The organism is Bradyrhizobium sp. 87 (assembly GCF_023073015.1).
Lineage (GTDB): Bacteria > Pseudomonadota > Alphaproteobacteria > Rhizobiales > Xanthobacteraceae > Bradyrhizobium > Bradyrhizobium canariense_D.
The window spans coordinates 1-14778 of the sequence record NZ_JADPIQ010000009.1; the positions used below are offsets into that span (position 1 = coordinate 1).

9 protein-coding genes and 9 pseudogenes are annotated in these 14778 nt (G+C 61.2%); 12 read left to right on the forward strand and 6 right to left on the reverse strand.

Annotated elements, in window-relative coordinates; all coding sequences use genetic code 11:
• Window positions 1–145: 145 nt before the first annotated feature.
• Window positions 146–1309: pseudogene (locus IVB50_RS01975) on the forward strand (IS701 family transposase); the annotation flags it as partial.
• A 202-nt stretch (window positions 1310–1511) separates the two neighbouring features.
• Here the strand turns inward: IVB50_RS01975 and IVB50_RS01980 are convergent.
• Entirely contained in the window at window positions 1512–1769 is a 258-nt protein-coding gene (locus IVB50_RS01980; protein WP_198293405.1) for a hypothetical protein, read from the reverse strand.
• On the opposite strand from IVB50_RS01980, the pseudogene IVB50_RS42625 reads away from it, so the two are divergent.
• Window positions 1768–1932: pseudogene (locus IVB50_RS42625) on the forward strand (conjugal transfer protein TrbJ); the annotation flags it as partial. The gene IVB50_RS01980 and the pseudogene IVB50_RS42625 overlap by 2 nt on opposite strands.
• Window positions 1933–1976: 44 nt before the next feature.
• Window positions 1977–2231, forward strand: coding sequence for a putative entry exclusion protein TrbK-alt (trbK-alt, locus tag IVB50_RS01985; RefSeq protein WP_083926562.1), 255 nt, complete (start codon window positions 1977–1979; stop codon window positions 2229–2231).
• On the opposite strand, the gene IVB50_RS01990 is transcribed toward trbK-alt, so the two are convergent.
• Together IVB50_RS01990 and IVB50_RS01995 are read right to left on the reverse strand one after the other, a co-directional pair.
• A complete protein-coding gene (locus tag IVB50_RS01990) occupies window positions 2168–2731 on the reverse strand; it encodes a hypothetical protein (RefSeq protein WP_018459528.1) in 564 nt (187 codons plus the stop codon). The two genes, trbK-alt and IVB50_RS01990, sit on opposite strands and share 64 nt — an antisense overlap.
• Before the next feature lie 421 nt (window positions 2732–3152).
• Window positions 3153–3284, reverse strand: a pseudogene (locus IVB50_RS01995) (hypothetical protein); the annotation flags it as partial.
• Here IVB50_RS01995 and IVB50_RS02000 point away from each other — a divergent pair.
• A pseudogene (locus tag IVB50_RS02000) lies at window positions 3279–3647 on the forward strand (integrase core domain-containing protein); the annotation flags it as partial. The pseudogenes IVB50_RS01995 and IVB50_RS02000 overlap by 6 nt on opposite strands.
• Window positions 3648–3716: 69 nt before the next feature.
• Entirely contained in the window at window positions 3717–5306 is a 1590-nt protein-coding gene (locus IVB50_RS02005; protein WP_026233831.1) for an ISL3 family transposase, read from the forward strand.
• A 277-nt stretch (window positions 5307–5583) separates the two neighbouring features.
• Here IVB50_RS02005 and istA read toward each other — a convergent pair.
• Both istA and IVB50_RS02015 read right to left on the reverse strand, forming a co-directional pair.
• Window positions 5584–6321: pseudogene (gene istA, locus IVB50_RS02010) on the reverse strand (IS21 family transposase); the annotation flags it as partial.
• Between the two features lie 89 nt (window positions 6322–6410).
• Window positions 6411–7407 (reverse strand): annotated as a pseudogene (locus tag IVB50_RS02015) (IS5 family transposase); the annotation flags it as partial.
• 108 nt (window positions 7408–7515) lie between these two features.
• Here IVB50_RS02015 and IVB50_RS02020 point away from each other — a divergent pair.
• The 7 genes and pseudogenes from IVB50_RS02020 to IVB50_RS02050 all read left to right on the forward strand — a co-directional run.
• Entirely contained in the window at window positions 7516–7884 is a 369-nt protein-coding gene (locus tag IVB50_RS02020; RefSeq protein ID WP_245288547.1) for a transposase, read from the forward strand.
• Entirely contained in the window at window positions 7881–8228 is a 348-nt protein-coding gene (gene tnpB / locus IVB50_RS02025; protein ID WP_008545089.1) for an IS66 family insertion sequence element accessory protein TnpB, read from the forward strand. The genes IVB50_RS02020 and tnpB overlap by 4 nt, the downstream gene beginning before the upstream one ends.
• 73 nt (window positions 8229–8301) lie before the next feature.
• Window positions 8302–9120: pseudogene (locus IVB50_RS02030) on the forward strand (IS66 family transposase); the annotation flags it as partial.
• A gap of 209 nt (window positions 9121–9329) precedes the next feature.
• Window positions 9330–9620: a hypothetical protein gene (locus tag IVB50_RS02035; RefSeq protein ID WP_088930824.1), complete on the forward strand. Its 291-nt coding sequence runs from the start codon at window positions 9330–9332 to the stop codon at window positions 9618–9620.
• Window positions 9596–11002 carry a DDE-type integrase/transposase/recombinase gene (locus tag IVB50_RS02040; protein WP_088930825.1) on the forward strand — a complete coding sequence of 469 codons (1407 nt, stop codon included), beginning with the start codon at window positions 9596–9598 and terminating at the stop codon, window positions 11000–11002. Before IVB50_RS02035 ends, IVB50_RS02040 begins: the two co-directional genes overlap by 25 nt.
• 48 nt (window positions 11003–11050) lie before the next feature.
• A pseudogene (locus IVB50_RS02045) lies at window positions 11051–11503 on the forward strand (transposase); the annotation flags it as partial.
• A gap of 120 nt (window positions 11504–11623) precedes the next feature.
• A pseudogene (locus IVB50_RS02050) lies at window positions 11624–11883 on the forward strand (transposase); the annotation flags it as partial.
• 706 nt (window positions 11884–12589) lie between these two features.
• Here IVB50_RS02050 and IVB50_RS02055 read toward each other — a convergent pair.
• Window positions 12590–13390 carry a glycosyl hydrolase 108 family protein gene (locus IVB50_RS02055; RefSeq protein ID WP_083926563.1) on the reverse strand — a complete coding sequence of 267 codons (801 nt, stop codon included), beginning with the start codon at window positions 13388–13390 and terminating at the stop codon, window positions 12590–12592.
• Between the last annotated feature and the right edge of the window lie 1388 nt (window positions 13391–14778).

Sequence of the window (14778 nt, forward strand, 5' to 3'; positions counted from 1 at the left end):
CGGTCTCGAAAGACCGCGCTGGTCGGCTGCCTTCATTTCACTGGTTAGTACATGTGCTCTTTACTTATGCTGGAGTCGCCGGAATTCCGAGAAGCCCTAGCATTACAGTTGCCTTTTTTGCGCGCTTCTGAATCCATGGGCAACCATGATTCGAATGTCGTGGACGCGGGCCGCGTCGGTTGAGGAGACGCTTGCGTTGTGGGCGGCGTCGCTTCGAGAGGTCAAGCAGCGGATACGTCCGTTGTTCACGCAAGAGCGTGTGGCGACGAATGCAGGCCTGTTCCTGGAAGGTCTGCTCGGAGATGAGCAGCGCAAGACCGGTTGGATGCGCGCGGAGGCGGCTGGCGATCCCGGCCCATGGCGGCAGCAGGCGATCCTGGGTCGCGGGGATTGGGACGCTGATGCCCTGCGCGATATCGTCCGGGACTATGTCATCGAGCACTTGGCGGATGACGATGCGGTGCTGGTGATCGACGAGACCGGCTTTCTCAAGCAGGGTAACGCCTCGTGCGGAGTGGCGCGGCAATACACTGGTTCGGCAGGAAAGATCACGAACTGCCAGATCGGCGTCTTCGCTACCTACGTTTCGCGTCATGGTCATGCGTTCATCGATCGCGCGTTGTATCTTCCGAAGGAATGGACCGACGATCCAGATCGTCTGGAAGCCGCATACGTGCCCGATGTCTGCTTTGCGACCAAACCAAAGCTTGCGACGAGAATGATCGCACGTGCGATAGCCGCGTCTGTACCATTCAAGTGGGTTGCCGGTGACACGGTCTACGGTGTTGGCGACATCGAACAGCAACTACGTCGGGCAGGCAAAGGCTACGTGCTTGGGGTCAGCAGCGCTCATGTGTTTCGATCCTGGGGCAAGCGACCGCCGGTCGCCGGTACGGCCGCGGACCTCGCCCGGACGCGGCGCCCGTCCGACTGGAAGCGCCTGTCGGCGGGAGCCGGAACCAAAGGACCGCGGCTGCACGACTGGTGTTATCTCGAACTGGCCGACCTCGAGGCCGAGCAGTTCAACAGCGCAAATGATGGTTTATGGACGCGCGGTCTGCTGATCCGTCGCCATATCGCCGATGGCGATCTCGCCTTCTTCACCACCTGGTGCCCAGCGGGAACATCAATTGAAACGCTGGTCGCGGTCGAAGGCCATCGATGGGCGATCGAGGACAGCTTTGAAACCGCGAAAAACGAGTTCGGGCTCGATCATAACGAGAGCAGGTCCTGGCATGGCTGGCATCGCCACGTGTCCCTGGTGATGCTCGCCTTCGCCATGCTGGCGGCGATCCGCCATCGCGCTAATCCGCCACCGCCCAAAAAACGAAACCTCGCCCCCCGGCAAAAGCCAAAGCATAACCACACCGCCACTGATCCGTTGGTCAATCCAGGAAATCCGCCGCATTGCCATCAGACTTGCTCGAAAGCGTATTCAACCCGCACGCATCATCGCATGGTCTTTCTGGCGCAGAGCTCATCAGGCTGCCGCTCAACGCGCTCACGTCAAATCAAAAAGACAACTGTAATGCTAGATGATAGCCGTCTCGCGTGAGGACTTTGTTGAGCGCGTCCACTATCCGTAGTTGCCCGTCCCCCGTTCGCGACAGTGGATGAACCGTCTCCTCGATCATCGCAGCGAAACGCGCCCGCGAGCAGTCGAACGCCCCGATTTCTCCGAACAAATGCTCGACCGACCAATCGCCGGGATTCCGGTCCATGTGTCTCTCGATTTGATCGCGGAGGGTGCGGCCGCGCGGCTCGAACATTTCGAACGGCGTTGTCGCGGTTCTGGCCGCAAAGGGACGCGCAGACGCGCTGGAGCAGGCGCGAGTGACGGCGACGGAGTCGCAAGGCGCTCAGCAATACAAGATCTTCTCGACGCGGGGCGGCTACCAGCCGGGCAACGTCACCATGTTCAGCAGCAACTGAAGGCGCAGAAGATAGATCGCTCGGATTTCCGGCGCGCAATCGCGATGGTTGCCCTGTTGGCCGTGTTCATGGTCACGCTGTCCTACATCCATCGGCGCCCGGCGCCGCGGCCGGTATCCGAGGTGCCCGCCATCTCCGCACCCGATGATCTCTCGGCCGAGCTGCGCCGCTGCCGCGCGCTTGGACCGGAGGATGCCGAAGATCCGCACTGCAGAGCGGTCTGGGAGGAGACCGATCACGGCTTCCAGTTTACTGCGACACCAGCCCATGCGCTCCGATCGGCCGCGAGCCACTCATGATGCTTGACGACGAGCGCAGCGATGGCGCCGCAAAGCAAGTCTTCGATGTGATGCAACGGATCGCCGTCATGGGCAAGCCGCGGCGAGAGGCCTTCAAGGCCCTGGACAAACTCCCAGAACTGCGGGAGCTGGACCTGCGAGAAACGCTCGCCTGAATTGAGCAGTTGCCGCATCTGGAAAGGAAAGTTGGCAATCGTCTGGTCCGTGGCGATGCGCTGAAGATCTTCGTGATTCTTCTGCCTCACCTCGTCCGACCACTCGAAGCTGACAGCCACGCGCTTTCCGTCGCGCATCTCGAAGGTGTAGTTGTCGGGGTTGAGACGTTCGCTCTTCGGCGGTTCCTCGCCGTCGAGATCGGCAACCCATCCCGGTCGCAACTGTGCGAGGAAGGGCCGCTCGGCTTCATCGGCGACCAGCGTTTCAACGATGCCGCCGCCGATGTAGAGCAGCATGTTTCGACGGTGGGGCATCTGATGCCAAGCGCGGCCAAGCTCGATCATCGCACGTGGCTGGTGTATCCAAAGCCCCATGGGACCGGAACTGTCCGAATTTCGTAGCGTAGAGGCTTGGCGGTCCCAATCCAAAAGCACCCAGTTCTGAAGAAGCGGCTTCAAGACGCCGGCGAAACAGGGCGGGACAGTATTTGCCAACATCGAAAGGAGGCCGGCGAATGCCAGCGACTCGCTCTCCTTCAGGATGCGGCTAATCCACGTGTCGACAGATTCGCCGCGATCGATCTTCTTGTGGAGTCAATGTTCCAGCGCCATGAGTACGCTATGAATCGTCGAACCAGACAGAACCGGCCAATCATGATGCCACCGGAAGACGTTCAAATCGCCGCACCAGAGGCGAGTTTCGCTTCCGATGCGCACCGTGAGGCCGTGGCCTTCAGAAAACCGCCGGGTCACAAAATTGAGCAGCGAGCATGTCGCAGATCGCGATGGCCGAGACCAGGCCGTCTTCATAGCCGCGGCCGAACGGCTTGTTGAAGAAGAAGTGGCCGGATTTCTCGAACCCAGCGAGCGCGCCCATCTCGTTGGTGCGGCGCTTCAAGCCGCATTCTGCGTCGAGACGCAGGATGCTCTCGCTCGCCACGGCAAGCCGGACATCTTCAACACCGACCAGGGCTCGCAGTTCACCGGCGCGGCGTTCACCGGCGTGCTCGCCAGTCACGGCATCGCCATCAGCATGGACGGCCAGGGCTCCTGGCGCGACAACGTGTACGTCAAGCGGCTGTGGCGCAGCGTCAAATATGAGGAGGTCTATCTGCGCGCCTGCGACACCGTGTCCGACGCCCGCGCCTCGATCGGCCGATACCTCGACTTTTACAATGGCCGGCGTCCTCACTCGAGCCTTGACGGCGGCACCCCGGATCAAGCTTACTTCAATCCGCTGCCGTTCCGCGCGGCAGCTTAATTTTGGCGGAAGCTTCACTTTATCGACGCCGAATTGCTGTTCAGACAACCGGGACCACCTCATATATCCATGCCTTACCACTCGCTCGTCTCCCCCGAGCTTTCGATTGTTCAGATCCTTCGGGAGGCCGATAAAGTGATCCTACTGGCTCGGCCGAAGTCAGCGGTCTCAAGCTGTCCCTGTTGCGGCTGTCAGACCGACCGCGTGCACAGCCATTACGTGCGCCGCTTAGCTGATCTGCCGTGGCAGGATCGGATTGTTGAGATCCGTCTTCGCGCACGACGCTTTCGATGCGCTAACTCGAAATGCCCACGACAGATTTTCACGGAGCGGTTGCCGCAAATTGCGCGATCGAAAGCGAGACGAACCTCCCGTCTCTGCGACAGGCAATTGGCGATCGGATTCGCGATCGGCGGAAAGCCGGGTGCACGACTATCTCGCAAGCTTGGTATGCCTGCCAGCGGCGACACACTGCTACGGATGATCCGCGCGGTCGAGTTCAAGCCGCCAGAGCCGCTGCGTGTGATCGGCATTGACGACTGGGCCTGGCGCAAGGGGCAACGCTACGGAACCATCATCTGCGACCTTGAACGCAATCGCGTCATCGATCTTTTGCCGGACCGAAACGCCAATACGGTCGCGCATTGGCTAAAACGCCATCCAGGCATCGAAGTGATTGCCCGCGATCGTGCCGGCGTTTATTCCAAGGGTGCCCGTCGTGGCGCTCCCGATGCAATGCAGGTGGCAGACCGTTTTCATCTTCTTCAAAGCCTAAGCGATGCGCTGCATTTGGCAGTTAGCCGTCATCGCAACGCCCTCGGTGCCGCTGCAAAGGCCGTGGCTGCGGAGGTAGTCCGTGAAGATAACGCTAAGCCCGAATCGCGGCCCAAAGAGGCTTCCACAAAACTTGATCAGCTGCGCCGCAAGCGACGGAGCGAGCGCCGCTCACATTATGCCGAAATCCTCGACCTACGCGCCAATGGCCTGGCGCCGCGCAGGATCGCGCTGCGGATCGGTATGAGTGTGAGGACGGTCGAGCGCTGGCTTGCCGCGGGTGGTGAGCCTGAGCACCGGAGGCCGCGCGCGCACTCAGTCATCGTTGGTTTCCAAGATTATCTAGAAAAGCGCTGGGACGAAGGTGAACGCCGCGGGTCGCAACTATGGGCCGAAATCAAGCTCATGGGCTTTGAAGGCAGCAAGGCGACAATCTACCGATGGACTGCCGTGCGAAAGCAAGGTTTATCGAATGCTCCGTCAAATGTGCAGTGGCGATTGCCTTCGCGCCGTAATTGTGCACGGCTCCTAATGGGAGAGCCTACATTGCTCGATGAGCAAACGGAGCTGTTCCTTCACCATCTCCTGGAGGTTGCGCCGGAACTTTCGGACGCCGCCAGGCTCGCGCGACGATTCGCGGGAGTTATACGGGGACAAGATGATGCGAGTCTCCAGCAATGGATCGAGGATGCTTCGAACAGCGAACTGGCTGCCCTGGCACGAGGTATCGCCAGGGACATTGCAGCTGTTCGGGGAGCGATCAAGCAACCCTGGAGTACCAGCCCCGTGGAAGGACATATCAACCGGCTGAAGACGATGAAGCGCCAGATGTACGGTCGTTCGGGATTTGCACTGCTCAGAAATAGGGTGCTGGCAACCGACTGACAACGCACAGTCGCCTAGGACGACACGTGAAGAGGAGAGCTGCACCAAATATGCGGAAGATCCCAAGGCGCGCGCGCGACGATCCGAAAGGGGGTCGTGAGAATCCTACGCGCTCGCTCAATTGGCGTCTGCGCCCAGAAATGATCGCGTGCGGATGTGCGGTCGGCTAGAATGGTCTTTGTAGGTCGGGGGACTCGCTATGGATGCTATTTGGACGAGATGACGGGACTGTTGCGGCGCGGCAATCAGGATGGAAGCCGAGCGTCAATCAGGGGATGACACGCTGGTGATCCTGGAAGATCTCAACGGCCCGATAGGTGAGCCGGACGTCCACCCGACGGCCGATCAGCCGGTGCGGCACCGAGTAAAAGGTCTTGTCGACTTCGACATGATAATCCGGGTGGACCTTCGCCATTTTCCATTCGGCGTATTCGAACGGCTCGCCCGGCAGCGGCCTCAACGCAGCGCGCTGGATCTCCTCGAACAGCTGCCGGCGGGATTTGCCGGTATGGCGCATCGGCCGATGGTTCAGCTCCTCCAGCAAATCGGCGATCGCAGTATTGAGATCGGTCAGGTTGAAGAACCGCCGATGGCGCAGCCGTGCCAGAATCCAGCGCTCAACAATCAGCACCGCGCCTTCAACCTTGCCCTTGTCCCGCGGCTTGCGGCTGCGGGTCGGCAAAATCGTCGTGTCGTAGTGCTCGGCCATGGCGGCAAAGGTTTGGTTGAGCGTCGGCTCGAACCACAACACCTTGACGACCCCGGCCTTCACATTGTCGCAGACGATCGCCTTGGGAACTCCGCCGAAATACGACAAGGCTCGGGTCTGGCCTTCGATCCAATCTGGTAGTCGCTGACCGAAGCTTCCCATAGCGAAGGTCAGCGACGAGGCCCCGAGCACCGCGACAAATATCTGCGCCTGACGGATCTCGCCGCTTTGCGGATCGATCACCTCCACCGTCGGACCGGCATAGTCGGTCTGCATCACCGCACCCGCCGCGTGGCGATGACGGAAGGTGGGGTTTGGTCATACGATCGCAATCGAGCTAGAAGAGACCAGCGTCAAAGGCTTCCGTTGTTGCAATTGGATCAAATAGTCCTCCGTTAAGAATCTGGTTTGAGCGCGGGTGTGCGAGGGAGCAGCTGCATCAAAGCGTTCAGGATTAGGTGCAGCAAAAGCTTCAGCCAGGCGAGGAAGATTGTGGCCGACGGCGGTCAGGACGACATTTGCCGGATCGCCGTCGCGGCCCTTGAGATGGCAGCGGCCGAGGTGTCCGTCGGTCTTCATATGACCGATCACGGGCTCGATGGCGGAGCGGCGCCTGAGTTCGCGTTTGATCACCCCGAAGACGCCACGCTTCTGGCCCGAGATGAAGACGCGGCGCGGGTTACTGTTTCGAGACCGCGGTAGCTCTTGTCGACATAGGCGCGCTCGATTCCGCAGCCAGTGAGCGTCTCGGTGCTGTTGATGACCTCGCCGAACGTGTGCCCGTCATATGGGTTACCCGGCAGCGCCTTGGCGTGCAGCACGAACTGGCCGCCCGGGGCGCGGGCATTGGTGGTGACGATCGAAGCCTTGACGCCGAACTCATACGGCGCTGAGGCCTTGCCCTTACCGATGCATTCGACCTCGGGTGCGTGGAAGGAGTAAAGCTTGTATCCGCGCTGCCGCTGCTCCTGGGAGCGGATCTGGCCTGCGCGCGAAAGCGGTTGCTCGAACGCAGCTTCGAGTTCTGGCTGGCCGGCGATCTTGCGGCGGATGTCTCGGATCAGGCGGCCGAGCCGCGACCGCAGCAGGCGCAATTGCCGACGATGGCGCTTGAACTGTTTGGCATGGGCATAACGACCGCCATCATCGCCGCCTGCTTGGCGATGCGCCGATAGGATTGCCGCAGCTCAAGGCCATGCGCGGGCCAGCCGGTTGAGCCCCTGATCGCCGCATGGACCAGCTTGGCATCGGTCGGGAACGTGATGGCCTTGGGCTGCACGGTAGTGTCCACCGTCACCCGCTCGAGATCGCGCGTCCGCAACGCGCCGGCTTGGTGCGCCACCCTGAGACTCTCGCCAGTAAGAGCTCAAGCTTACTTCCGAGCCGCTTGCGCCTATGACGTATCCGCCCGGTGAGGGCCGCCTTGCCGAATGAGGCGTATTGTTGAGAACTGTCCTTATGGACAGTGATAGGCGCAGTGCCCAAGTCGAACGGCTTGAGGTGGTAGACACGGGCCGGCGACGGCGCTGGTCCGAGGATGAGAAGCTCAAGATCGTCCTGGAGAGCTTACAGGGGCCGCGCCAGGTCGCTGCAACCGCGCGGCGGTACGGCGTTTCGCCCTCATTGCTGCTGCGATGGCGACGGTCGTTTCGGCCTGAGCCGAAGGATGCCGCCGATCCACCTGGCTTCGTACCGGCGGTAGTGGTCGCGGAGGCAGGACCGACGTCCTGTCCAGTCGCGCCGGCCAACGACGGCGGGTCGATCGAGATCGAGTTTGCGGCCGGGGCTCGGATGCGGATCACGGGCGCGGTCGACGCGGCGACGCTGAAGGCCGCCGTGGCGGCGCTGGCAGATGGACGCCTACGGTGATCCCGATTGCGTCGGGCGTGCGGGTGTGGATTGCGACCGGCCACACCGATATGCGCCGCGGCATGAACTCGCTGGGCTTGCTGGTGCAGGAAGCCTTCAAGCGAGACCCGCACGGCGGCGACCTCTATGTGTTCCGTGGCAGGAGCGGCAAGCTGATCAAGATCCTTTGGCACGATGGACTGGGCATGTCGCTCTACGCCAAGCGGCTGGAGCGTGGCCGCTTTCTGTGGCCGTCGTCGGCTGATGGAGTGGTGACAATCACCCCTGCCCAGCTTGGCTACTTGCTGGAGGGCATCGACTGGCGGATGCCGCAACAGACCTGGCGACCGCAGGCGGCTGGCTGATCGCTGGGATTTGAATGGGTGACAGGATCCGCGGTTCGGACAGAGATCGCGTCTTGTGATTCTCTGGTCGGCGATGGGCCCCGATGATTCTCTTCCCGACGATGTGACCACGCTGCAGACGATGCTGCGCGCCGAGCGAGCGGCCCGGTTGGCCGCGGAAGCGGAAGCCCAGGCGGGAACATTGCTGATCGAGAAGCTCAAGCTCACGATCAAGAAGCTCCGGCACGAGCAGTTCGGACAGTCCTCCGAGCGAGGCGCATTGCTGGACCAGCTCGAGCTACAGCTGGCCGACCTGGAGGAGAACGCGGCTCAAGCTGAGACCGCGGCGCAGATAGCAGCCGAGAAGATTGCGGCGCCATCGTTCGAGCGCCGCAAGCCAGCCCGCCGGCCGCTGCCGGAGCATTTGCCGCGGGAGCGCATTGTCTATCCCGTGCCGGCTTCCTGCCCATGCTGCGGCGACAGCCGATTGCGCAAGATTGGCGAGGCCGTAACCGAGACGCTGGAGCTCGTTCCGCGCCAGTGGAAGGTGATCCAGCACGTGCGCGAGAAGCTCGTCTGCCGGGCCTGCGAAGCGATCACTCAACCGCCGGCCCCCTCGCATCCGATTGCGCGCGGGCGTGCAGGGTCCAAGCTGCTTGCCCATGTCCTGTTCGCCAAGTACGGCCTGCACCTGCCGCTTCATCGTCAGAGCGATGTCTATCAGCGTGAAGGCATCGACCTCGACGTATCGACGCTCGCGGACTGGGTAGGTGCCTCCGCGGCAACCCTGATGCCTCTGGTCGATGCGATCGGGAGCCACGTCTTCGCGGCGGAGCGCATCCACGCGGATGACACCACGGTGGCGGTCCTGGCCAAGGGCAAGACCAGGACCGGCCGGCTCTGGACCTATCTATGGACGGTCCCCGCTTTGCAAGGCCATTCGCTTTGTTTTGGCTAACGATCGTTTGCAGCTATCTATCCGGCTTTATGGCATGCCACGAGCCTTGATGAGATCCGCGGATCGGCGCCCAATTACGTTGCGCATTGCCTCATTCAAAATGTTACTGGAAAACTTCTCGCCGATGATTGGGTCGGTGCCACCGAATTGGTTCGGTGGCCACTATGGCGGGAAAGATCAGCATGGGCGCGCGGCGCGAAGTGGTGTCAGCAGTGACGGAGCAATACCGGTCGGCCAAGCGGGCGGAAAAGGGACGGATCCTCGACGCGCTGTGCGCGACGACGGGCTGGCATCGTAAGCATGCGATGCGCGCACTCCGGCGGCGCACGACGGTTGGGCCCAGCAAGGTCGAGAAACCGCAAGAGCGTAAACGTAGATATGGTACGACGATCAAGGACGCGATGACGGCGCTGTGGGAGGCGCGGATCGGGTGTGCGGCAAGCGGCTCAAGGTGATGGTTCCGACCTTGCTGCCGGCGCTCGAGCAACATGGCCGATTGCGGCTTGGCCAGGCGGACCGTGATCGTGTTCTGGCCATCAGCGCCGCCACCATTGATCGCCTGCTCGTCGATGTGAAGATTGCGGCGAGCGGCGGCAGGCGGCGCCGTGCCGGATTCTATTCGGCAATCCGGCGCGAGGTCCCGATCCGCACGTTCAATGACTGGAACAGCCCGGTGCCTGGCTTCTGCGAGGTCGACATGGTCGCGCATGGCGGCACGTCGGTGGCCGGCTCGTTCATCCAGACCCTGACGATGGTCGATATCGCCACTGGCTGGACGGAGTGCCTGCCGTTGCTGACGCGGGAGGGTTCGCTGGTCGTCGAAGCGATCAACCGCGCACAGAGCCTGTTCCCCTGGTTGTTGCGCGGCGTTGACTTCGACAACGACAGCGCCTTCATGAACGATGTCGTCGTGCCATGGTATCGCGAACAGAAGCTCGAAGTGACGCGCTCGCGCGCGTACAAGAAGAACGATCAAGCATTCGTCGAGCAGAAGAATGGTGCCGTCGTCCGCCGCCTCATGGGCTATGGCCGCTTCGATGGCGTCGAGACGGCGCGCGTGATGGGCCGCCTCTATGCGGCGGCGCGGCTCTACGTCAACTTCTTCCAGCCCTCGTTCAAGCTGAAGGAGAAGCGCCGCGAAGGGGCTAAAGTGATCAAGCGCTATCATCCCCCATCGACGCCCTACGAGCGTGCATTAGCGCATCCCAAGGTGACCGCCGCCGTGAAGAAACGGCTGCGCGATCAGTATCGCTCGCTCGATCCGGTCGCGCTGTTGGCCGAGATTCGCGCAACCCAGAACGAACTCGGCAATCGCGTCGATCGTCGTGCCGGACAGGCGCGTGGCCTGCAATCCGCTCACGCGAGCAACGCGCCGGTGACCGCGGCGACGTTCGCGAAGACGCTCGGCAAGAGGGTGACCGCCGGCGAGCCGCGTGCCACGCACCGGCGGACTCGTCGGCCCTATAAAACCAGGGTTCGCATGCCGTCCAAGCTCGACCCGCATATTGCTGCTATCGAGGGCTGGCTCGCGGAGCAGCCGCAACTGACGGCGCTCACAATCGTCGGTCGGCTGAGCGAGACTCACCCCGAGGAGTTCGGGGCGAGACAGCATTCGATCGTGCAGCGCCTGCTAAGGGCGCTTAGACAAAAGACGGCCGAGCAGTTGGTCGCGGAGCGGCCGCTTGCGGATGCCTCGACCGCCGCTCCATCGCCCGGGGTTGTGGACGGCTCGGGCTATGTAGGGCCCGACCCGCCCACAGCCCCTTTCGTCGAGCAAGCCGGGAAAGCTACCTGGCGCGGCCGATCAGTCGACCTCGTATCCGTGCCATCAGGGTAACATTTGCTGATGCGGCAATACGGGGGTCCCAGTCCAATGCCGATTGACATCAAGAGTCGCGTACCGCTCAGACGCTTCCGGTACGATGCCAAAAACGACATCTTGAAGTGCCCGCGAGGGCGTATCTTGCGCCCCGCGCGGCTCATCAAGCACGGCCGTTTCTTTTACTCGAAGGCGAAGGATTGCGCCCGGTGTCCGCTCAAGGGCGATTGCCTATCCAAAGGGCGAGTTAACAAAGCGGTCGTTGTCGGTGACCATTATCCGGCACTGCTGCGTGCCCGCCGCCGTCACGAGCGATGGAGTAAGCAGGATCGACATCTCTATCAACGGCATCGCTGGCGCTCAGAGGGCTTCCACGGCGAAGCCAAAACTTGGCATGGACTGGCGCGCGCCATACGGCGCGGTCTACCGAATATGAAGATCCAGGCCTACCTCACGGCCGCCGGCATCAACCTCAAGCGGCTGGCAACTGCTCTCCTTGCGCTTATTCTGCGTTGGATTGTCCCTCATAGTGCGTTTGCGGCTTCAGATCGCGCTGTAGAGCGAGCTTTGACGCGAGGGCCATGATAGGGCCGATCTCTGCATCGCGCGAGATCTATTGGCACCTTCTTCAACGACCCCCGCGTCCACTTCATGCGCAATGCGCTGGCCCATGCCGAGAAAAGCGGACGGCGTGTCGTTTCCGCCTTCATCGCCACTGCGTTTGCCCAGGGCGATGCCGAGACCGCACGAGCGCAATGGCGGAAGGTCGCCGATCAGCTCCGCCCCAAGCTACCCAAGCTCGCCGGCTTCCTCGACGAGGCCGAGACCGATGTGCTGGCCTACATGACGTTCCCGCCGCACATCGCGCCAAGCTGCACTCGACGGATGAGATAGACAAGCGATTTTTAATGATCGCCCCGATGACGATTGCGGGCATCGCGTCCATTCTTTTGTTCGGCCGCGGCGCGGGCCATTCTGACATCGGTCCTGCCTCAAGGCCAACCCGCTCAACTTGACCAGCCCATGGTTCGAGGTACTGAACAATCGATGGCGCGTCTGCCAACGTGGTTCCCTCCCGGATAAGCTTTCCGGTCTCGTCCACTGCACATACCGCAACGGAATTCAGCGAAACATCGAGGCCGACGTAGATTATGGCTTTCCTCCTTTCCGGATGGAGTTGGTCCATGATCGTCAGCCAAAACGTGCCGCGCGGCAATCGGTCAGGCGATCGGGACCGAATACCCCATCTCTTCCGTGAACCGTGCTCGCTTCATCTGTCCGTCCTTCTTCGGCCCGGACTCTAACTCCTACTGGAGCAGCGGCAGGTCACCTCAACATCACCACGATCGCGAAAGGCGTGGAGACTACCGAGCAGCGCGATCGGCTTCGTGCCGAGGGCTGCAACGAGCGCACGGCGTCCTATTCGGCGGCTCAAGCCGGCGGCTGAGGTGTACAAAGAAATCCTACCCTGCTCAGGCGCTGACTACCGGACCTGCGACGACTGGATACGAAGGAAGCACTGAGCCGGCAATGGAGTATTTTTGTCTCGGCTCAGAAACTATCGCGATAAAAAGGGGCTCTGCAGCTCGAAAAATGAACTGCTCATCAAGCACCCACGGCCTTGTAGGCCAAGGCTCGCTCCTTATTGTGGCGGGCCTTGTTCCAGAGCACGACCCCGCTGATCATGAGAACAGCGACGATCCCAATAACGACCAAGTTGGGGCCGCGGCTTAGGATTGTATCGCCGCCGCCAAGCGCCACACCGACGGTCCAAGTCCACTTCGCGCTCTTCGTGTGGGCAACAGCCTTGTTTCGTGCAGCGATGCTATCGTTATAGATCTCCGCACGGTCTTCTTCCGTTAGCTTGCCGGCCCCGCGCGTCAGCCACAGGGCAACGGCTTTCGCTTCAACCTCAGCAATGCGCCGCGACCAGCCTCTCCCGAAAAAGTTGCTCGACGAAAGGGATTGCACAAAACCTCGCCGTTTGGCGCAAATCCTCAGGATGGTCGCTTTGCCGTTCGCGGCGATCGTCTTCGCAATCGTCTCGCTTCCGGCAAGGCCGTCCTGTTTCGCGCCGACTGCCGCTTGCAACCAGCGAACGCCTCGCCGAGGTCCGGACATTACGCCAGCGTCAAACGTCGCAAGATCGACGCCGTAAGGGAGGCTCTCACCGCGCACTGGGTTCCAATAGTCTCTTTCATAGATTGACTCTGCATCATCAAGCGTCAGGTTTTTGATGTCGAGATTCGGATATGCATGAGCAGCGATCCCGTATTTCGTTCCTTTCAAAACTCCGACGCCGCGCTTCTTGCCAGTCCAATTCCCCCGATCGTTTGGATCGTTCGAGTATCCACCTTCATATTTGAGAGTTACGGCCAGACACGATGGTAGACCTCCGATTGCCATAGCAGTTTTCCCAGCTGAAATTTCGTCGTGGAGACTCTTAGCGCCCAGACCGGCATACTCTCATCACACCGTCTCATTGTTAAGTTTCAGGTGTGCTTAATATCGAATGGTTGTTGCTTCTCGCGCAGGACGGCTTTCTCATCCGACCGCCCGCTTCGAACCGATTCACGAGCAACTACGGACCGTGCGACTTGGTCACTGCCCAAGTCACTGCCGATCAGCATTCGGAACGTCTCACGACGCTCTCCTAGAGGTACCGTCGCCGCGCGGTCGGGTTGCTCGTAAGGCACAGTGGCTGGACCCGTCCGCGCCATCGGACCTCACCCAAACCGAGCGTGCCCAGAGCATACCTGTCTAGGTTTCGTCTCCCGCACGACCAAACGTTTGCCCCAATCACAGTGACACTTTGCGTGGCCAGGATATGTCTTATATGAATTGCCGCTCGTTCGCGCGTCGGTCCAGGAATCGTGAGCCCCGAAAAAGGCGCCGCGGTGTCCACGACGACCTGACGTGCCATCGGTGATTTTGGAGACGATCCTTGGGCACGCTCGTGTTCGGTAACTACCGATACCTCGTCCCATGGGGCGCGTTGGGGCTGGTCATGATGTGTACTCCTCGGCTCGAACAGGCGAGATCCAGTCGCAGGCAACTCGCAACACCTCCCTCGGGAGCGGGGCCGAGACTGGCTTGCCGTCCACCCGTAGCGCGACGCGATCATGCGGACTTCATTTCTGGCTGCAGAATGCTAGGTCCATGTGCCTTCTCCGAGTTCGCGATGAAGCTAGCGATACACAGCGACAATAGCATTCAAAAGAACGCGGCAGGCGTGAATAGCGCGCTAAAAGGTGCTCCGTCCCGACACACTGACGAGGCACGTGCGGTCATCGTGAGAAATCAATCGAGCTGACGCCGGTGCAAGAACCTCAGCCACGTTCTCACCAGCCGGGCGATCTTACGGTGTCGTTTCGATGGGTCTTGAGCGGCATGGTCGAAAGTGCCGCCTTACCAAATTGACGGCGTATATGAGTGCGCGTTTCATTTAGGGCGGGTCGGCCCTGGCATTTTGATCAAGAGGCGACATGCCGGCTTGCTGCGCAACAGCCTTCAGAATTTTGAGCGGACACCGGCGTTAGCCGGAGGAGCGACGCCTGGTCAGAGACGTTTTCGAAGGTGGAGTCATCACCGGCCTTGCCCGCGAGCGGCGGTTTATGAGGGAGCAGAAGCTCTTGGCTGTCAACGAGACGTTGCAACCGGGCATGTAGATCAGCTATGTTGTCCGTCGCCATGGGCCCTCCTCCCGACGCTGGTCTCCGTGGAGATGATTGATAATCGAAGGGGCAAGGCAGCGGCGAGTGCGGCTGAGGACGTGGTCGCCGCATCGGACGCCC

Bases quoted from the DNA above. Each gene is read 5' to 3' on its own strand.
- IVB50_RS01990 (WP_018459528.1), bottom strand. From the start codon at position 2,731: ATGATCGAGCTTGGCCGCGCTTGGCATCAGATGCCCCACCGTCGAAAC.
- IVB50_RS01980 (WP_198293405.1), bottom strand. From the start codon at position 1,769: ATGTTCGAGCCGCGCGGCCGCACCCTCCGCGATCAAATCGAGAGACAC.
- IVB50_RS02055 (WP_083926563.1), bottom strand. From the start codon at position 13,390: ATGGCAATCGGAGGTCTACCATCGTGTCTGGCCGTAACTCTCAAATAT.
- IVB50_RS02005 (WP_026233831.1), top strand. From the start codon at position 3,717: ATGCCTTACCACTCGCTCGTCTCCCCCGAGCTTTCGATTGTTCAGATC.
- IVB50_RS02035 (WP_088930824.1), top strand. From the start codon at position 9,330: ATGGCGGGAAAGATCAGCATGGGCGCGCGGCGCGAAGTGGTGTCAGCA.
- trbK-alt (WP_083926562.1), top strand. From the start codon at position 1,977: ATGGTTGCCCTGTTGGCCGTGTTCATGGTCACGCTGTCCTACATCCAT.